The 19,607-nt window shown below is 60.5% G+C and carries 16 protein-coding genes; all 16 read left to right on the top strand.

Features of this window, described 5'->3' with window-relative positions; translation table 11 throughout:
* The first annotated feature begins 213 nt into the window (after window positions 1–213).
* The 16 genes from JFX23_RS04495 (at window position 214) to JFX23_RS04420 (ending at window position 19,604) form a co-directional block, all read left to right on the top strand.
* A complete protein-coding gene (locus JFX23_RS04495) occupies window positions 214–2,562 on the top strand; it encodes a polyribonucleotide nucleotidyltransferase (RefSeq protein WP_198775901.1) in 2,349 nt (782 codons plus the stop codon).
* 703 nt (window positions 2,563–3,265) lie between these two features.
* Window positions 3,266–4,141: a sensor histidine kinase gene (locus JFX23_RS04490; protein ID WP_198775900.1), complete on the top strand. Its 876-nt coding sequence runs from the start codon at window positions 3,266–3,268 to the stop codon at window positions 4,139–4,141.
* Window positions 4,138–4,836: a response regulator transcription factor gene (locus tag JFX23_RS04485; protein WP_198775899.1), complete on the top strand. Its 699-nt coding sequence runs from the start codon at window positions 4,138–4,140 to the stop codon at window positions 4,834–4,836. Before JFX23_RS04490 ends, JFX23_RS04485 begins: the two co-directional genes overlap by 4 nt.
* Before the next feature lie 656 nt (window positions 4,837–5,492).
* Window positions 5,493–5,903, top strand: a complete 411-nt coding sequence (locus JFX23_RS04480; RefSeq protein ID WP_198775898.1) for a hypothetical protein — start codon at window positions 5,493–5,495, stop codon at window positions 5,901–5,903.
* Between the two features lie 18 nt (window positions 5,904–5,921).
* Entirely contained in the window at window positions 5,922–6,158 is a 237-nt protein-coding gene (locus JFX23_RS04475) for a hypothetical protein (RefSeq protein ID WP_198775897.1), read from the top strand.
* A gap of 123 nt (window positions 6,159–6,281) precedes the next feature.
* Window positions 6,282–7,598, top strand: coding sequence for a M16 family metallopeptidase (locus JFX23_RS04470; protein WP_198775896.1), 1,317 nt, complete (start codon window positions 6,282–6,284; stop codon window positions 7,596–7,598).
* A gap of 240 nt (window positions 7,599–7,838) precedes the next feature.
* Window positions 7,839–8,609, top strand: coding sequence for an NYN domain-containing protein (locus JFX23_RS04465; protein WP_198775895.1), 771 nt, complete (start codon window positions 7,839–7,841; stop codon window positions 8,607–8,609).
* 222 nt (window positions 8,610–8,831) lie between these two features.
* Window positions 8,832–9,575 carry a 4-hydroxy-tetrahydrodipicolinate reductase gene (gene dapB, locus JFX23_RS04460; protein ID WP_198775894.1) on the top strand — a complete coding sequence of 248 codons (744 nt, stop codon included), beginning with the start codon at window positions 8,832–8,834 and terminating at the stop codon, window positions 9,573–9,575.
* A gap of 7 nt (window positions 9,576–9,582) precedes the next feature.
* The gene (locus JFX23_RS04455) at window positions 9,583–10,293 is read left to right on the top strand and encodes a GNAT family N-acetyltransferase (RefSeq protein ID WP_198775893.1); all 711 of its coding nucleotides are present in this window, start codon (window positions 9,583–9,585) and stop codon (window positions 10,291–10,293) included.
* 75 nt (window positions 10,294–10,368) lie between these two features.
* The gene (dapA, locus tag JFX23_RS04450; RefSeq protein WP_198775892.1) at window positions 10,369–11,265 is read left to right on the top strand and encodes a 4-hydroxy-tetrahydrodipicolinate synthase; all 897 of its coding nucleotides are present in this window, start codon (window positions 10,369–10,371) and stop codon (window positions 11,263–11,265) included.
* A gap of 1,138 nt (window positions 11,266–12,403) precedes the next feature.
* Complete coding sequence (locus JFX23_RS04445; protein WP_198775920.1) at window positions 12,404–13,729, top strand: MFS transporter; 1,326 nt, start codon at window positions 12,404–12,406, stop codon at window positions 13,727–13,729.
* 50 nt (window positions 13,730–13,779) lie between these two features.
* Window positions 13,780–14,706, top strand: a complete 927-nt coding sequence (locus JFX23_RS04440) for an alpha/beta hydrolase fold domain-containing protein (protein ID WP_233050568.1) — start codon at window positions 13,780–13,782, stop codon at window positions 14,704–14,706.
* 33 nt (window positions 14,707–14,739) lie between these two features.
* On the top strand, window positions 14,740–15,873 hold the full coding sequence (gene caiA / locus JFX23_RS04435) for a crotonobetainyl-CoA dehydrogenase (protein WP_198775891.1): 1,134 nt from the start codon (window positions 14,740–14,742) through the stop codon (window positions 15,871–15,873).
* Between the two features lie 25 nt (window positions 15,874–15,898).
* On the top strand, window positions 15,899–17,119 hold the full coding sequence (gene caiB / locus JFX23_RS04430; protein WP_198775890.1) for an L-carnitine CoA-transferase: 1,221 nt from the start codon (window positions 15,899–15,901) through the stop codon (window positions 17,117–17,119).
* Window positions 17,120–17,125: 6 nt separating this feature from the next.
* The gene (locus tag JFX23_RS04425) at window positions 17,126–18,700 is read left to right on the top strand and encodes an AMP-binding protein (RefSeq protein WP_198775889.1); all 1,575 of its coding nucleotides are present in this window, start codon (window positions 17,126–17,128) and stop codon (window positions 18,698–18,700) included.
* A gap of 28 nt (window positions 18,701–18,728) precedes the next feature.
* Window positions 18,729–19,604 carry a MaoC/PaaZ C-terminal domain-containing protein gene (locus tag JFX23_RS04420; protein ID WP_005961747.1) on the top strand — a complete coding sequence of 292 codons (876 nt, stop codon included), beginning with the start codon at window positions 18,729–18,731 and terminating at the stop codon, window positions 19,602–19,604.
* Window positions 19,605–19,607: the final 3 nt, after the last annotated feature.

Below are 19,607 nucleotides of genomic sequence, written 5' to 3'. Positions count from 1 at the left end.
GATGAGCGCCAGCCCTTCACCCTGAGGCCACTCGAAAGGCCTCGCCGAGGCCCCAAGCCTCTTGCCCGTTCCACTGCGCACCGACCGACGGTTTTCGACAGTGGTTCACGGACCTCCGCGACATTGGGTCGTTCGGATTGATGCCGTGGACTTCGATCGAAGGCCGAAGCCGGGCGCGAGTCTCATATCCCCGAAACAAGGAGAAACGCCACCATGATGGAAGGCTCCGACATCATCGCCGCTGAGGCGATCATCGACAACGGCAGCTTCGGTAAGCGCACAGTGCGCTTCGAGACCGGCCGTCTCGCGAAGCAGGCCGCTGGGTCCGCCCTCGCCTACCTGGACGACGAGACGACGGTCCTTTCCGCGACCACTGTCGGCAAGTCCCCGAAAGACCAGTTCGACTTCTTCCCGCTCACCGTTGATGTTGAAGAGCGCGCGTACGCTGCGGGCCGCATCCCCGGTTCTTTCTTCCGCCGCGAAGGCCGCGCAGGTACTGAGGCGATTCTCGCCGCGCGCCTGATCGACCGTCCGCTGCGCCCGGGCTTCGTCAAGGGCCTGCGCAACGAGGTTCAGGTCGTCGAAACCGTTTTGACTGTCCACCCGGACGACGCCTACGACGTCCTCGCGATCAATGCCGCGTCGATGTCCACCCAGATCGCGGGTCTGCCTTTCACGGGCCCGATCGGCGGCACTCGGCTCGCCCTCATTGACGGCCAGTGGGTCGCTTTCCCGCGTTGGTCTGAGCTTGAGCGCTCCGTGTTCAACATTGTTGTCGCGGGCCGCATCGTCAAGGCTGAGGACGGCTCCGAGGATGTCGCGATCATGATGGTCGAGGCTGGTGGCGGTAAGAACCAGTGGAACCTCATCCAGGCCGGCGCCCCCGCTCCGACCGAGGATGTCGTCGCCGATGGTCTTGAGGCCGCCAAGCCCTTCATCAAGGTGCTGTGCGAGGCTCAGATCGAGGTCGCGAAGCACGCTTCGAAGGAGACCGCCGAGTTCCCGCTGTTCATCGACTACACGGATGAGCAGTACAAGGCCGTTGAGGAGTTCGTGGGCGACAAGCTCGCGAAGGCTCTTCTCACGGAGGGCAAGCTCGCCCGCGACGAGGCCGTTGACGCGGTGAAGGCTGAGATGCTCGAGGGGCTCGCTGAGAAGTACCCGGAGCAGGAGAAGGACCTCAAGGCCGCTTTCCGCTCTCTTGAGAAGTACACGATCCGTCAGCGCACCCTCCGCGAGGAGATCCGCATGGACGGGCGCACCCCGCGTCAGATCCGTTCCCTTTCCGCCGAGGTCGAGGTCCTCCCGCGCGTTCATGGTTCGGCCCTCTTCCAGCGTGGAGAGACGCAGATCCTCGGTGTGACGACCCTTGCGATGCTCCGCATGGAGCAGCAGCTCGACAACCTGTCCCCGGTGACGGCGAAGCGCTACATGCACCAGTACAACTTCGCGCCCTTCTCGACGGGCGAGACGGGCCGCGTCGGCGCTCCGAAGCGTCGCGAGATCGGCCACGGCGATCTCGCCGAGCGTGCCCTCATCCCGGTGATTCCGCCGCGCGACGAGTTCCCCTACGCGATCCGCCAGGTCTCCGAGACGATGGGCTCGAACGGTTCGTCCTCGATGGGGTCCGTGTGTGCTTCGACCCTGTCGCTCCTGCAGGCCGGTGTCCCGCTGCGCGCCCCTGTCGCGGGTATCGCCATGGGTCTGATGACCGGCGAGGTCGATGGCGTGCAGAAGTCCGTGACCCTGACTGACATCCTCGGTGCCGAGGACGGTTTCGGTGATATGGACTTCAAGGTCGCGGGCACGAAGGACTTCATCACGGCTCTTCAGTTGGATACGAAGCTTGACGGCATCGACTCGCAGGTTCTTCGCGGCGCTCTTGCTCAGGCCCGCGATGCCCGTCTTGCGATCCTTGATCTGATCAACCGGGCGATTGATGGCCCCGATGAGATGAGCCCGAATGCGCCGCGCATCATCACGGTTCAGGTCCCGGTCGATAAGATCGGCGAAGTCATCGGCCCGAAGGGCAAGATGATCAATCAGATCCAGGAGGATACCGGCGCCGATGTGACGATCGAGGACGATGGCACGGTGTACATCGCCTCTGCTTCTGGCCAGTCCGCTGAGGCCGCTCGTCAGATGATCAATCAGATCGCGAACCCGCAGATGCCCGAGGTCGGCGAGCGCTTCGTCGGCACGGTCGTCAAGACCACGTCTTTCGGTGCTTTCGTGTCACTGACCCCCGGTAAGGATGGGCTCCTGCACATTTCACAGGTGCGTCGTCTTGTTGGTGGCAAGCGCATTGAGTCGGTTGAGGATGTCCTCCAGGTCGGCCAGCAGGTCGAGGTGGAAATCGCTGAGATCGGTGATCGTGGCAAGCTCAGCCTGCACGCCGTCCTCGACGAGGATGCCGCAGCTGCCGAGGCTGCGGGCCCTGAGTCGACGGAGCGCACGGAGCGTCGTGAGCGCCGTGATCGTTCTGAGCGCCGTGAGCGCCGCCCCCGTACTCGCACGCGTCGTAAGCGCGAGGACGAGGAGGAGTCCGCTTCTGAGGAGTGATCCTCGTGTAGGCGGTGCCACTCGCTGATTGAGATGGGGCCGGGGAGCGCATGCTCCCCGGCCCCACTGTGTCACTACATGCCCGGGGCCGGGTTGTTGTGGCGTATTCGCCCTGCTCATGACGTAGCTGGCGTTGCGCGTTCGGCTGATGCGGGGAGAGACTACGGGGAAGAGATCGACATTCCTCGATAGTCGCGGATGTCCTCATCGGTGTTGAATGGATGAATGGATCTGTCCAGCGACACCAGTGGAGGTCAACTGTGATTCGTCGAGTGCTTGGAATGATGGCGGCGATGTCCAGGATGATGGGTATGGTCAATCCTGCAGTCTCTCAGGATGCTGATGACACGTCGAGCGTTCGTGTGTCTCCTGTGGAGTTGTTTTGTCGTTTCTTCCCGAATTATCCCGCGTGTCGAGGCGCGTCGTGATAGTGAGGCTATTCCAGCGTTTGCTTTCTGCTGTCAGAAGGATTCAATGCTGGGGGAAGCATTTCACTTATCCGGCGGTCGCGCTGGTTTTTCTCTCATTCGACTGCTATTCTCTGCTCACTTCGGGGAGGATGCCATGGCGTTCCCTTCTAGTAGCAACGGTCATTGCCGGAGGCATGGCAGCAGCAGCGTGGTTCTCCACTCTCGGGAGTGTGACAGTCATAGCCGTGAGCTGCCTCGCCATCATCTCACCCGCTAGTCTCCTCGACGCGCTGATGACGACGTTTCTTGTCGTCCTCGCTACAGCTGAGTTGATTTCACAGAATCGGTGGGTTCTCGTAGTGATTTCCGGCGTCGCCGTGTCTGGTGCTTATTATCTTGAGCCTGTTGACCGTTCTGGTGCGTTGCTTGTTTGGTTGTTGCTGCTTCAAATGGTTATCGCTGTTTCGATTGGTCTACTCATGCTGACGAGCAGTAAGCAAATTGAACTGCTCAAACAGCAGGTGGAGTACCTCGCCCATAGGACGAATACAGAGCTCGCCGTGACGCTTCACGACACGGTGATCACGGATCTGACCAAGGCCCTGGTCATGGTCCGCTCCCTCCAAGTGCCCAATCGGGATCAGCCTTTGTACGCACTTGCCGACATTGAACAATCAATAGCGCGTGCCATCACTCAATTGCGTCGTACAGTAACAATGCTGCAACCCCGCAACGACCCGATGAGCGAGTCGGTGTCTCATGCGCTTGATGATGCCGCCCAGATGCTTCGTATGGGGCGTCGACGACTGCACAGCGCCCTTCCCGACGAACACGAGCTGTCAATGCTTCTGGGTGCCACGCGACTGCGATTCCTGGTTGTTTTCCTCAAGGAAGCACTGATGAACTGCGTGAAGTATGCGCCTGTTAACTCGATTGTCAACGTGTCGGCGGATGTGTCGGAGCGCGGCGTGGAAGTCACCGTCGTATCGGATCTGTCGAAGGAAGAACTGGATCTTCAACTCGAATTGTCGTCCGGACTGGGCATCATGAGTCTGCAGAGCCGAGCACAGACGCTTGGCGGTGATGTTTGCTTCGGTACAGTGCCCGGACGATGGATAATATCCCTCGTCATGCCGATCGATGCTGTCCGAATCGGGGGAGTGGAATGACCGCCCCCATGTCGCCGCCCGAACATATCCGCCCCATCCGAGTGATCCTGGCGGACGATGATCCCAATCTGCGCGACGCCCTCGCCTCCCTTCTGGGCATGGATCCTCGCATCAGCATTGTCGGGACCGCTGCTGATGGGCGCGAGGTCCTCGCGCTTGTGGAACACCGCCCTGCCGACATCGTCCTGATGGATGTCGAGATGCCCGTGCTTGACGGAGTGGAGACTACTCGGATCATGTCCGAGCGCCACTCATCGGTGAGAGTCGTGATGTTCACGGCCTTCGAGGTCCAGCATCGCCTCAGTGAGGCCCTCGCCGCGGGAGCCTGTTCGTTTCTTACGAAGGACCTACCCGTGGTTGAGATCGTGGATTCTCTCCTCCATATTTATTCGGGGCACCGCGTACTCGCGCCCAGGGCGATGGATTTTGCGCTCGACACGTTGCGATCACTTGGAGAACAACAGGAGCGCACCGAAGGCTGGGCTCGCACCGTTGATTCGCTCTCCATCGGACAACGGGCCGTATATGAACGGCTCATCCAGGGCGCGACAAATCGGGAGATTGCAGAGCTGACCAATTACTCTGAGGGTACCGTGCGCACCTACGTCACCCAACTCCTCGATTGCTTCGGCTGCACCTCACGGACCGAACTCGCCGTTCGCGCCGCTCGGATCGGGTCGACTCCGGGTTGTTGACTTTCCTCGATCGAGGGGCGACGGCCCCGGAAATAGGGTTGTGCCATCGATCCTTTGCGTGGGGACTCAAACCGGTTCTTCGTATTTGAGTCTGGGGTAGGTGTGTGAGCCGCCGCCGTTGAGCAGTATTCTGAGGTGGTTGTTGTCGGGGTTACAGACCCCCGGCCACCACGAGCAAAACACCACGGATACAACTCGATGACGGCACACCCGATGACGGTGGGCTGCTCGTTGAGTTGCTGCCACAGCGCTCGTAGACCGAGCCGATCCAGGGACAAGAAAGCAGTGAGATCAGCAAGACTGCTGGTAACGTGACACACGCCCCGGCCTGTCTGACAGGTCGTGTACGAACTCCCATCACCGAGAGACCTCAACCCCCACCACCACCCAGTCCCACCCCACGACCCCTACCCTCACCTGCAAAGGCCCAGATTCTCGTACTCAACGTTGTTTCACGCGTCTGTGCCGTACCACGTGTCGTGGAAGCGGGGTATGCCGTGCGTCTTCGGTCGGATGCTATCTGGCGATGAACGCCGAGACAGGCACCATCCCAACAATCATTAACATTCCTCGATAGAGGAGAACGAGTCGCAAATCATAGAATGACGGCGTCGGCCAACAATCACTCAAGCAGCTTTGTCTCAAAGGAGACAACAATGACGACATTGAAGAGAACTGTGATCGGTGCGCTGACTTCGTGTGCGCTCGTACTCAGCGGCGCTGGAGTCGCATATGGCTCCACTGATGCTGTCACGATGCAAGACCGTGACGACGTGTCTGCCACTGTCGGAGGAGCGGAACTCGGAAGAGAATCCGAACAGACGAGAGCGATTCCGATAGCGGCTATTGTTGCCGTTCTGATGGCAGGTCACACCGTGGCTTACAACGATGGTGTTGCCCGTGCTGCCACAGGCCAAGTGACATGGAGCATGTGGAGCGGCGACTGGGGATGGAGCCGGATGGGAGCTGCTTATGGACTCGGTCCGATAGGAATCGCTGGATACCATGGGTGGAGTCACGGATTCCAGAAAGAATGCCCCAATCACTCGTACTGCTACTACAGGTGAGAGAAGGAGACAAGCGCAATGGCTCAATGGAAGAACATGAGCGCGTGGGGGAAGGTCGGTCTCGTCTGCGACTGGCTGTCGATCGCGGTCCTAGTGATGAGCTTCGGATACGCGATGATCATGAAGGACCAGATTCCTCAGAACACCTGGATGGTGGCATTCCTACTGTTCGCGGTGGGGCGGGGTCTGGGGGACTACGACCGCAATCGGCGTCGGATCATGGACGAGCGAGCCGCAGCCCACCAGAACGCTTAGTAGCCATCTTCCACTGCCGCACAGTCGGGGAGAGCGTCGTCGCGCTAGCCCCGACTATGCGCTGTTCTGTGCTTGTGTCGCCCCTGGAGGGAGCATCACCGTCGGACGGTTAGAATCATCGCCATGACTCCGCCGATCGAATTGCCCCTTGATGCAACCCGGGCGCACCTGCTTGACGACTCCGAGGGCGATATCTCGCGAAGCGTCACCTCCTCGGGAACTCGAATCATCACCCAGCAGATCCCCACAACGCGCTCAGTCGCACTCGGCTTGTGGGTGCCGGTCGGTTCTCGCGACGAGTCGGCGCAGCACCAGGGCTCCACTCACTTCTTGGAGCACCTCCTCTTCAAGGGGACGAAGAAACGCAGCGCCTTCGATATTGCGGCCGCCTTCGACGGGGTCGGCGGCGAATCGAATGCGGAGACTGCGCGAGAACACACCGCGTATTGGGCGAGGATCCTCGGCGAGGACCTGCCGATGGCGGTGGAGGTACTCACGGACATGCTCACCGACTCTTTGATCGAGCCCGAGCATTTCGAGATGGAACGCGAGGTCATCCTCGACGAGCTCGCAATGGCGGACGATAGTCCGACTGAGGTCCTCCATGAGGCGTTCCAGACTGCCATCCACGGGGATGCGGCCTTGGGCCGCCCGATCGGTGGAACTCCCGAGGTGATTCGCCGCGTGAGCCGGGAGGACGTCTGGGCGCATTACCAGGATTCCTACGGTCCGGATTCTTTGATCGTGGCGGCAGCGGGGAATGTCGATCATGAGCGCCTCGCCGAGATGATGAAGGAGGCTCTCGCATCCTCTTCGTGGGCGCAGCGCCTTAATGAGGTGAATTCGCCGAGGCCCCGTCGAACAACTGAAGAGCCTGCGCCTTGCGATCACGAGCGCCATATCGTTCATCGCCGTGATGTCGAACAGGCGCATCTGATCGTCGGCACGACTGGCCTTCGCGCCAAACATGAGGATTGGGCGGCCATGTCCGTGCTGATCAGCGTGCTCGGAGGTTCGATGTCCTCGCGCCTCTTCCAAGAAGTGCGTGAAAAACGGGGTCTGGCGTATACGACCTACGCCTTCCACAGCGCTTACGCCGACACTGGTTCTTTCGGCATGTATGTCGGCACTTCGCCTGCAAAGGTCAAGGAGGTTGAGCGCATCATGCTCGGCCAGCTGGAAGATCTTGCCGCGAGCGGGCCGAGCGAAGATGAACTCGAAAGGGTGAGGGGCCAGGTACGCGGCGGCATCGCTTTGAGCCTTGAGGACAATTGGTCTCGCATGATGCGCCTGGGGCGGGCGGAGATGTCGGGCGAGTACCGGACGGTTCCTGAGACTCTCAATGCGATCGACGAGGTCGGGGTCGAGGACGTCCGTGTGCTTGCACAGCGCCTGGCTTCGCAAGCGCGTTCCAGCGCCCTCGTCCTTCCTGAGAACTGACACGCCCCTTAACGATTGTGGACCGCTACCAAATCTGGTAGCCTGATAGTCCGCTGGTCGTTATTAGTTGCACGGTCAGCGTATGGCCCCCGCAAGGGGGCCTATGTATTTGATCTGGGGGTCGATGTGGACCGTTGTGCGCTCCTAGTAGATGCGGGATACTTCTATGCCGCGGGGATACGCGTAGCATTTGGAGAGAAGCTGAGACGCGACCAGATTCGCCTCAAGGACCCGATGCGGATGATCGATAAGCTGGTTGAGATCTCCCAACGATTGGCATCGGATGCGCCGCTCCTGCGTACCTACTGGTATGATGCCATGCCTGGAAATCAATTGTCTGCGGATCAGGCTGAATTGGCGCTGTTACCTTTTGTCAAGCTTCGGCTCGGCGTTCTCAACGGCGCCGGACAACAAAAGGGAGTTGACTCCCTGATTGTCACGGATCTTATCGATTTGGCGCGCCATCGAGCAGTCGTCGATGCGGTCGTGCTCTCCGGGGATGAAGATATTCGCCTGGGAGTGCAGTTAGCACAGAACTATGGTATTCGCGTCCATTTGCTCGGCGCCGGGGACGTGTCAAAGAATATGAGCCGATTGCTGCGCCAGGAAGCGGATACTGTAGGAATACTGCCGAGTGAGTGGTTCACCGAGGTTCTCGAAGTTCCGGGCTTAGTAACAGGGGCGATAACAGCGCCGACGGTCGAAAGCGTGGTTGATTGCCAATCGACGCAGGTCGGCATCGGGAGGCGATCAACACGACGAGTCGAATTGGATCCCATTGAGGGAGAGACGATTAATGATTCGACTAGCAGAGTGGTCCACCAACTCGTCAACGGAATGGACGAAAGAGATAAGGAGCAGATCCGAGCGCAGATCGAGATCGAGGGGAAAATTCCTAGAGAATTCGACGGTCGTTTGATTGCCTCGGTATCGAAGCTCCAGGGGAGTCGACGGTTGACTACCGATGAGCTGAATGCCATTCGGCAGGAGTTCATTCGTGCTGTCGACTGAATACGTTTTAGCATCCGTGCACGTATGAGTCTGCCTTCCCGTATGTGCTCTTAACTGCGAACGCCGCAAACGCCGTCACCACCGATGACGTGCACGCCCTCGCCGCCCAGCTCGTCTCCCGGCCGCGCGCACGCGCCTCGTGTGAGAGAAATCCGAAGAGGTACCTCTCTCGGCGTTCGGCCTTTTCAGCGCCGACGAGAAGGCGAGCGATACCCTGGTCTCATGACTATTCGCGTTGCCGTCACCGGAGCCAAGGGCCGTATGGGCTCGACCGTCGTTGAAGCCGTTAGAGCGGCGGGGGGTATGGAGCTCGTCGCAGCCCTCGATGCCGAGGATGAGATCACCCCCGAGTCCCTGAACGCTGCGGAGGTTGCGGTTGACTTCTCTGTTCCGAGCGTGACGGAGTTGAATGTTCATGCCCTGCTCGATGCGGGTGTCGACGTCGTCGTGGGTACGACCGGCTGGACCGAGGAGTCTTATGAGCGAGTCCGCGTGCATGCCGAGGAGTTGGACAGAGCTGTTCTCATTGCGCCGAATTTCGCTATGGGTGCGGTCCTTGCGATGAAGTTCGCAGCTCTCGCCGCCCCGTATTTCGAGTCCGCTGAGGTGATCGAGATGCATCACCCGAATAAGGTGGATGCGCCTTCTGGGACGGCGATCGCAACAGCTCGGGGGATTGGAGCCGCACGCAAGGGCGCGGGCCTCGATTCCATGCCTGATGCGACGCAATCGGATCCTGAAGGAACTCGCGGCGGCCTCATTGACGGCGTCCCGGTTCATGCGGTGCGTTTGCGCGGTTTGACCGCCTCGGAGGAGATTCTCCTGGGCAACCCGGGTGAGCAGCTCGTTATCCGCACGGATTCTTTTGATCGGGTCTCTTTCATGCCGGGCGTGATTCTCGCGATCCGCTCAATTCGGGGCCGCGTCGGTCTGACGATCGGCCTCGACAAGATCCTCGACATCTGAGGGTTTCATGACAATCGAGTTCAGGAAAGAGAACTTGCCTGAGTTCAGCGGCGAAAGCCTCTCCGATCCGAGCGGCGAAAGCCTTTCCGGCTCCAGCGGCAACAGTCTCCCCGGCACCAGCCGCAACGCTTGCTCGGATCACAGCAGCACCAGCCTCTCCGACGCACCTTTCATATCCGAGAGGGACGACGCAGACACAGCCCCTCGCTTCTCGGTCCGCCCGGCTTGCGCTAAGGATGCGGAGGCGATCGGACGGATTCAGGCGCAGGCCTTGGAGGAAGTACTCGGAGTCGCATCACCTGTTGATGCCTCCGCCTTGGCAGATCAATGGGAGCAGAGCCTTTCAGCTCCTGCACCCGAGGGATACCAGGTCCTCGTTGCCCTCCACGCGAGCACGCTCGTGGGCTTCGCCCTCGTCGCCCCCGCGGATCCTTTGAGTCTTGACGGGGGAGAGGAGATCCCCGCTGGAGCGCTCATTGCCGAACTGCTCATTGAGCGCGATTTCACTCGCTCAGGGCACGCTTCGCGTCTGCTCGCCGCGATCGCGGAGCTGTCGAAGGCTGAGAACCTGCGCGCTTGGGCGCGTCCTGAAGACGAGGCGAGGACGAAGTTCCTTCATAGTGCCGGTTTTGCGCCAGCCGGGATTCGCCGCACTTTGGAAAAGCCCGATGGGAGTCTTCTCATGGAACACCTGTGGTGGGCGGCAGTGGGCGAGTAGTCCTGCACCTGGGAAGCGGGTCCGAAAACCGAACAATCACAACGCGGGCGCAGCGCCATCCGTATTCTGTATGTCATGAGCCAAATTCCGAGCCGACTCTTCGGCAGCCTCGCAACCGCCATGGTCACGCCCTTCACCGAGGACGGGGCTCTCGACGTTGATTCCGCGGTGCGTTTGGCGGCCAAGCTCGTCGATGATGGCTGCGACACGATCCTTCTGTCCGGTACGACCGGTGAATCCCCGACGACTCATCAGCCTGAGAAGGATGAACTGACTGCTGCGGTGAAGGAAGCGGTCGGGGATCGCGCCTTCATCTTGTGTGGTGCGGGATCGAATGACACCGCCCATGCGGTTCGGATCGCCGAGGGCGCCCAGGCTCACGGAGCCGATGGGCTGCTCGTCGTGTCCCCCTATTACAACCGGCCCTCGCAGGCGGGGCTTGTCGCTCATGTTCGCGCCATCGCTGAGGCGAGCGACTTGCCCATCATGCTCTACGACATTCCTGGACGCACCGGCTTGGCCTTCTCCGATGAGACCCTCGACGTTCTTGCTCAGCACCCGCGGATCAAAGCAGTGAAGGATGCGACCGGCAATGTTGAGCAGGGCGTCGAACGAATGCACCGCACGGGCTTGGAGTACTACTCCGGGGATGACGGCTTGAACTTCGCGTGGATGACGGGTGGGGCTTCCGGCTTCATCTCCGTTGTCGGGCATGTGGCTGCGAAGAAGTACCGGGAGATGATTGATCTTCTCGACAGGGACAAGGTGTGGGAGGCGCGCGAGCTGTCCTATTCACTGCGTCCTCTCGTCGCGGCGATCATGGGAGGTGGACAGGGCGCTGTCATGGCGAAGCACGCCCTTCACCTCCAGGGCGTTATCGATACTCCGAAGCTGCGTCTGCCGCTTGTGGATGCCGGTGCTGAGGAGATTGAGGGCCTGCGGCTTGCTTTGAAGACCGCAGGGCTCCTGTGAGGTTCACAGTCCTCCTCTGACTTTTGCTCGCATTCGGTGCGTGCGAGGCTCAATGCTGGCGTACTCGACACGACTGCCCTGGAACTGCTCATCTTCGGTATGCGCGGGGCTTAGGGAGGGGCTTGTCTCTGCCGTTGTCGAGTCGGCTGCACCCGCGGGCGTGTGTCTGGGGCACACCCTTGCGCCTGGCCGTCGCTTCCGCACAAGCTGCACCCGCGGGCGTGTGTCTGGGGGTGCGCTCAGGATGATCCTTCAGTCGATGCGAGAGCTGCGCCCGCGGCCGAGTGCCTGGGGGTTGTGTCCATGCCCCTGTGAGGAGATGCCATGGGTTGCTCCCACAGGTATGTGTCTGGAGGCTTTGAGGCCGCAGGGACACATCGGGCACGCGGGATACTGGTCAAGTCCAGTGGCGTGCCAGGAGTGGTATCTCGGTGCTGCCTTCGGCGCTCAGGGGTGTTCGGCGGGTTCGTGTTCGCAAGTGATCTGCTGGTGGCTGCCGCAGGCACTTAAGTCTTCTTTAACGGTGCAGAAGAAATATCCTTGCCGAATCGCCTGATATTGAATAGCTCCGTTAATTAGAATGATAGTTTCCTTTTTTGGATACGTTCAATGTGTTAGACAGTTTCCGATTTGGCGGACATTATGCATTTGTCGGATAGCTCTTCTTTTACCTCTATGATTTCGACATTCCAAAAATGTAATCTGTGATTCACTGATATATCGTTAATTTGTCAGACAATTCGACCTTAGTTGGGCGTCTGACCTGCGAATCTGTTGCTTTACACACCCTTGGGTAAATGGACTCAAATCGTCCAGAATGACCGCACTGTGGGCGCGATCGGCCTCATTGCAGGTCGAAGTCGTTTTTGGACGAGAAGTGTCCAAAATGTTCGGAGAAAGTTGAGGGACCAAGGTCGGGACGGAGTTGGTGCCCCTCCGATAGCATTGAGAACACAGCGCCCCGTGTGTGTGACTTAAGGTCCTGCTTCATGGTTAACGTTGACCAGGGTGGTGGCCGAGAATCGTCGTAAGCAGAGGGTTCCTCGGAATTCTCGAAGAAGAGCAAGACGGTCGCGGGGCATTCGACAAAAGTTGATCCCCTACCCTTCAATGATGAAAGGCGGCCCCAGTGCTAAGTATGCTCACCCAGGAGCGTCGCGCGAAAGACCTCACAAGTTTTCATCGCGTCTTTCTTCTTGTCCTGGTTTCCATCGGAAGCTCCATCGTCTATACGCCTGCGTATCTGCAGTACGTCTTTGATGAACCCCTCCAAAAGGCCTTGATCGCTGCGGGCGCGGCGAGCCAAGACAATGTCGTCACGACCATGGGCACACTCCTCGCCGCATACTCGTGGACAGCACTCGTGTGCTACCTGCCCTCGGGGATCGTCGCCGACCGTGTCCGCGTGCGCACCCTCGCGTGGGTCGGATTCGGTTCGACCGCATTGCTCGCCTACTGGTACGCCTTCTTCCCGTCCTACACCGTCCTCATCGGGCTCTTCGTCGGCATGGGCATCACCACCATCCTCATCTGGTGGGGTATCCGCTTCAAGCTCGTGCGCCTCATCTCTGAAGAAGAGGCATACTCGCGCAATATCGGCATCTCCTACGGACTCTACGGCCTGGCTGGCCTCATCCTCGGTTTCGTCAATGCTGCGATCGTCTCCTTCCTCGCCGATCAAGGGGATATCGTCCCCATGCGGACCCTCCTCCTCGTCCTCGGCTCCATCATCATGACCCTCGCGGTCCTCTCCTTCCTCTTCATCCCCAAGTTCGAGGGCGAGATCGGCTCCAGTGACGAGGGCTTCAGCTTCAAGCAGCTCGGACAGGTCCTTTCAAACCCTGTCGTCTGGCTCGCAGCTCTGACACTCTTCTTCGTCTACTTCTTCTACACCGGCGTCAACCAGACCACCGGCTACATGAAGGACGTCATGATGATCGCGCCGGGCACAGTCCTCATCGTCGGAACAGTCCGTACCTACGGCGTCTCTCTGATCTCGGGCCCCGTTTTCGGCACCATCGCCGCCAAGCTCGGCTCCCCCTCGCGGGTCATCGGATTCGGTTCGGTGGTCGTGATGATCGGACTGGCGGTCTTCGCCTTCCTTCCCGCACAGGCCTCCCTCGCCTACGTGGCGGTCGCTATGGCGATCCTCCTCGCCTTCATCGCCAACGGTGTTTTCGGTATCTGCTCCAGTCAGCTCACTGAAGGCAAAGTCCCCGTCCGCGTTTTCGGTACGGCCACCGGCCTGCTCTCCGTCGTCGGATTCATGCCCGACACTTTCTCCTACATCTGGTTCGGCTCCATCCGCGACGCCCACCAGGACAATCCCACTGTTGCCTACAACCAGATCTTCCTCATCCTCGCTGGTGCCGCACTCATCGCTGCGGTCTGCGCCTTCACTCTCATCGTCGTTGCGCGCAAACGCAACGTTGAAGAGGACGCGGACGCCCGAGAGGACGCGTGAGCACGGTCATGGGTCACAAATACGATGTGCCTCGCCTATGGAGTGAGCAAATGGGCGAGGTCGTCGCCAAGCAGAACGAACTTGCCGAAGGTGCCTACGTCACAGGTCAGAGCCTCGAGGAGATGCGTCAGGCGTATCGCGCCGAGCGCGCCTTCTGGAACGAGGGCGGCCCCTCAGTGGCCGTGTGCGTCGACCAAGAGGTTCCCACCCGTTACGGTGCGGTGCGAGTGCGCCACTACCGTCCGGGTGAGCAGGGGCCCTTACCACTCATCGTGTTCGTCCACGGAGGCGGATGGGTCATCGGCGATGTTGACACTCACGATCGCATCACCCGCACTCTGTGCCACCTCACAGGAGCGGCGGTCGTCAGCATCGACTACACCCTCGCACCCGATGCCCGCTTCCCCCGCCAGATTCACGAGTGCCGCGATGTCGTCGCGCATATTCGTGAGCAAGCTGAAGAATGGGGCATCGACCCTGAGGACATCTCCTTCGTAGGCGACTCCGCAGGGGCCAATATGGCGGCGGCGACGATGCTCATGATGCGCGACGAGGGCGTCCTCACCCAGGCGCGCACGATGCTCCTCTTCTACGGCGTCTACGGGCTCAAGGACTCTATGTCCATGCGCCTGCTGGGAGGGGCATGGGATGGACTGACGGAAGCGGACTACGCCTACTACTTGGATCAGTATTTCGCTGAACCCGAGAACGCCGACGACCCCTACTTCAACGTTCTCGGCTCCGATTTCAGTACGGGAATCCCGCCCTGCTACATCGTTGCCGCCGGCCTCGACCCCTTGCGCGATGATTCGCGCACCCTGGTTGAAATCCTCGGTCTGTGCAGCGTGCCCCACCTCTACAACGAAGTCGAGGGCGTCATCCACGGTTTCCTGCATCACTCCAAGATGCTCGACCAGACCATGGATGTCCTCAAGGAGGCCGCTCGCTTCTACGCCGAACACCCGATCCGCCGCTGAGCACACACGCTCACACACAGAAAGTGACTCACAATGGACTTTTCCCTCTCCGAAGACCAGCAACTCATGGTGGATGCCTTTACCGAGCTCATGCGCTCGCGTAACTGGGACACCTACTTCCACGAGTGCGATGAGAAGCACGAGTACCCCCTCGAATGGGCCGAAGCGATTTGCGAACTCGGTTTCGACCGCATCCTCCTGCCCGAGGAATACGACGGACTGGGCGCCGACTGGGTGACCCTGACCGCCGCCTACGAGGCCCTCGGACGCGAAGGCGGCCCGACCTACGTCCTCTATCAGCTGCCCTGCTGGGACACGGTTCTGCGTGAAGGCACCGAAGAGCAGAAGGAGAAGATCCTCTCCTTCGTCGGCACCGGCAAGCAGATGCTCAACTACGCGATGACCGAGCCCTCGGCCGGATCCTCGTGGGATGACATGCGCACCACCTACACCCGCAAGGACGGCAAGGTCTACCTCAACGGTCACAAGACCTTCATCACGTCCTCGCTCTATGCGCCCTACCTGGTGGTCATGGCCCGCGACTCGGAGAACATGGACACCTACACCGAGTGGTTCGTCGACATGAGCCTGCCGGGCATCACCAAGGAGCCCCTGGGCAAGCTCGGCCTACGCATGGACTCGTGCTGCGACGTCTACTTCGACAACGTCGAGCTGGAGGAGAAGGACCTCTTCGGCAAGGAAGGCAACGGCTTCCGCCGCGGCGTGGCCGACTTCGACCTCGAGCGCTTCCTGGTCGCACTGACCAACTACGGCACCGCCTACTGCGCTTTCGAGGACGCCGCGAAGTACGCCAACCAGCGTGTCCAGGGCGGCCAGGCCATCGCCCGCCATCAGCTCATCCAGCTGAAGTTCGCCGAGATGAAGGTGCGCCTGACGAACATGCGCAACATGCTCTACGAGATCGCATGGAAGCACGACAACGGCCAGCTCTCGCGTGGCGACTGCTCGATGGCCAAGTACTACTGCTCCGAGGCCTCCTTCGAGGTCGTTGACCGCGCCCTCCAGGTTCTCGCCGGCGTCGGTATCACCGGCGACCACCGCATCCAGCGCTTCTACCGCGACCTGCGCGTGGACCGCGTCTCGGGCGGCACCGACGAAATGATGATCCTCACCACCGGCCGCTCCGCCCTCTACCCCTACCGCTGAGCCATTAGAGAAAGGAGCGAAAGCAATGGCACTGCCTACAGAAAAGCCATCATTCGGCGTCCTCGATGGCGTTAAAGTCGTCTACTCCGCCGTTGAGATCGCAGCCCCCACGGCCGCGGCCATCATGGCCGAATGGGGAGCCGATGTCACGTGGATCGAGAACGTGTGGACCGGCGACTCCATGCGCGACACCGCTTGGGTGAAGGAAATGGAGCGGCGCAATATGCGCTCGGTCTCCATGAACCCCTTCACTGAAGACGGCAAGGAAGCCCTGCGGGCCATCGTCAAGGATGCCGATATCTTCATCGAATCCGGCAAGGGCCCCATGTACGCTCGCAAGGGCATCACCGACGAGTTCCTCTGGGAGGTCAATCCCAAGCTCGTCATCGTCCACGTGTCCGGGTTCGGACAGTGGGGCGATGAAGAGCAGATCAACTCGGCGGCCTACGACCTGACGGTCGCTGCATACGCGGGCATCGTCGCCCAGAACGGCAGCGTCGACCAGCCGATGAACATTTCCCCGTATCTGGGCGATTACATCAACTCCCTGATGATCATCTCCTCGGCTTTGGCGGCGCTGCACCGCGTGGGCGTCACCGGCGAGGGCGAGAGCATCGACATGGCGATGTACGAGACCCTCCTGCGGGTGGGCACCTACTACATGATGGACTACATGAACGCGGACATCCTCTACCCGCGTCCTGGCGCCCGTCACCAGAACCTGTGCGGTATCGGCATCTACGAGTGCAAAGACGGCTTTATCGGGCTGTGCCTGTACGGGGTGTCGCAGAACAAGTACCTGCTCGAGACCATCGGGCTCGGTCACCTATGGGGAACGGAGGAATACCCCGAGGGCACCTCGGCGCTGTGGCTTAATGGCCCCAAGGCCGACCTCATCCAGGAGACCCTGGAGGAGTACCTCAAGACCCAGTCCAAGTTCGATGTGCAGCGCGACTTCGTCGCTCACCGCATCGCCGCTCAGGTCGTCAACGAGTTCCCGGACATCCTGGCAGCCGAGCACGTCAAGGCCCGCGAATGCTTCATCGATTCTGAGAAGGCGGACGGCACTCCCGTCAAGGTTCTCAACACCTTCCCGAAGTTCCGCCGTAACCCGGGGGCTTTCTGGCGTCCGATGCCGGCACTGGGCGAGGACACTCGCGACGTGCTCAAGCGCGCGGGGTACTCCGATGAGGACATTGACCGCCTGGTCGAATCGGGCACCGTCAAGGTTAAAGACGAGGACTGATTGGCTGTGACCCGCTCGAAGATCGCGCCGGAGAACACCACGGTTGCCCAACTGTGGGAACGGCAGGTGAAGGACAGAGGAGAACACGAGTTCCTCGTTTTCGAGGACGCCTATTCTCATGAAATCCGTCGCTTCACCTACCGCGAGTTCGATGCGCTTGTGAACAAGTGCGCCAATGCCCTTACCGCTAGGGGGATTGGTGAGAAGAGCCAGGTGGCGCTCTACCTCGATAATTGCATCGAGTTCGTCGAGTGCGCATTGGCACTCGCGAAGATGGGGGCAGTGTCGGTCCCCGTTGATGCCACTTCGGCGCCCTTCGAGCTGGGTCGCATCCTCGGTCTGTGCCAGGCTCAGACTCTCATCACCTGCACGAAGAACCTTGGCGAAGTGCGTTCCAACCTGCCCGACACCGTCAAGGACATTATCGTCGTGATCGAGGGAGGCAACGAGGACGAGGAGGCCTTCCCAGACCTTCTCCGATTGCACGAGCTCACTCGACATGAAGCCAACACCTTCACGTCGAATCCTCGAGTCCAGCCCCAGGACTTGTGCGAGATCCTCTTCACCTCGGGCACGACCTCCGCGCCCAAGGGCGTGATGATCACGCACACGAACTTCGTCTTCTCAGGCGATTTCGTCAACTGGGAACTTGATATGAATCCCGAGGATCGCTACATGACCTCAATGGTGGCGACCCGGGTGAACTACCAGCTCTCGGCCCTGGCCCCGGTGCTGACGCTGGGGGCGACGCTCATCATGCTCTCCCACTATCGGGCGTCCTGCTTCTGGCGCCAGGCCCGTCTTCACCGCGCGACCCTCGTCCAGGGGATGGCGATGATCGTGGCGACCATGCTGCGTCAGCCCGTCGACCCGGAAGAGCGCGACCACCAAGTGCGAGAGATGCACTACTTCTTGCCCTTGAGCACCCGGGACAAGGAGACCTTCGAAGAGCGTTTCGGCGTGCCGCTGCTGAACAACTACGGTTCGACCGAATGCCTCATCGGAGCCATCACCGATCCTCCTCACGGGGAACGGCGCTGGCCTTCCATCGGCAAAGTGGGTCCCGGTTACAAGATCCGCATCGTTGACGATGACGGCTCTGATCTGCCTGAAGGCGAGGTGGGGGAGCTGGTCCTCCACGGCGTCCCTGGGGTGAGTCTCATGGCGGGCTATTGGGACAATCCCGAGGCGACGGCGGAAGTCCTCGACGAGGACGGCTGGTACTACACCCGCGACTACGCCTACGTCGAAGACGGCTGGGTGTATTTCGTCGATCGACGCGTTGACCTCATTAAACGCTCGGGCGAGTCCGTGTCCTCGGCAGAAGTCGAGGGGGTCATCGAAGACCTCCCCGGAGTGCGTGAAGTTGCCGTGATCGGTGTCCCCGACGGCGTGCGAGGCCAAGCGGTCAAGGCCTTTATTGTTGCCGAGGCAAATGCCGCGCTTGATGCCGAAGCAGTCATTGACCACTGCGCGGGCCGCCTCGCAGCCTTCAAGGTGCCCAGTTTCGTGGAGTTCGTCGAGGAGCTCCCGCGGGGCAGCTACGGAAAAGTACAGAAGCACATCCTCGCAAACTCTTGAATCCGATCCCATGAAAGGACAGTGAACAATGGCGATCAATACTGAAATGGTCGGCAAGACCTTCGGACCCTTCGTCCGCGACTACACCTTCCGCGACCTGGAACTCTTCGCTCTCGGATGCGGCGCGGGCATCGACGGCAAGGACGGCCTCGAATACATCAACGAGCACGATGAGCGCGATCCTCACCTCAAGGTGCTCCCCATGTTCGGTGCGATGCTCATCGTTGACTCCGAAGTCACCCGCACCATCGACTACGGCTACAACTACGCGGGCTCGCTGCACTGGGGCTTCGACATCACCTTCCACAAGCCCATCACGAAGATGAGCGACCATCTGGAGACCATGGTGCGCCTCGAGGGGCTCTACGACCGCGGCGAGGGCCGTGGCCTGCTCGCCCAGCACATCGGTGACACCTACGACTCGGACGGCAACCTGCTCTTCACGAACGAGTCCTGGGACTGCCTGATTTATGACGGCGGCTGGGGCGGCCCCAAGCCCCCCAAGGACATCGTCGAGATGCCCGACCGTCCTGCGGACGTGGAGATCACCGAAACGATCCCGGAGAACCAGGCGCTCATCTACCGTCTCTCGGGCGACTACCACCCTCAGCACATCGACTGGGATTACGCCGCCGAGAACGGGGAGCCGCGTCCGATCCTGCACGCGATCTCCTACGCGGGTGTCGTCATGCGTCACGCGATCAACGCTTTCGTTCCCGGAGAGCCCGAGCGCATCACCCGCTTCAAGACTCGCATCACCTCACCGGTCCACCCGGGCACGACCCTGAAGACCCGCCTGTGGAAGATCAAGGAAGGCGAGCTGCGTTTCGCACTGGTCGATGCCGATGCTGACGAGACCGGCGCAAAGCCACACCTGAACTGGGGAATCATCGAGTACCGCTGATCG

This window comes from Schaalia cardiffensis, from assembly GCF_016405145.1.
GTDB lineage: Bacteria > Actinomycetota > Actinomycetes > Actinomycetales > Actinomycetaceae > Pauljensenia > Pauljensenia cardiffensis.
The sequence above is the reverse complement of the archived record's forward strand: the minus strand, read 5'-3'. Positions and strand labels throughout refer to the sequence as shown.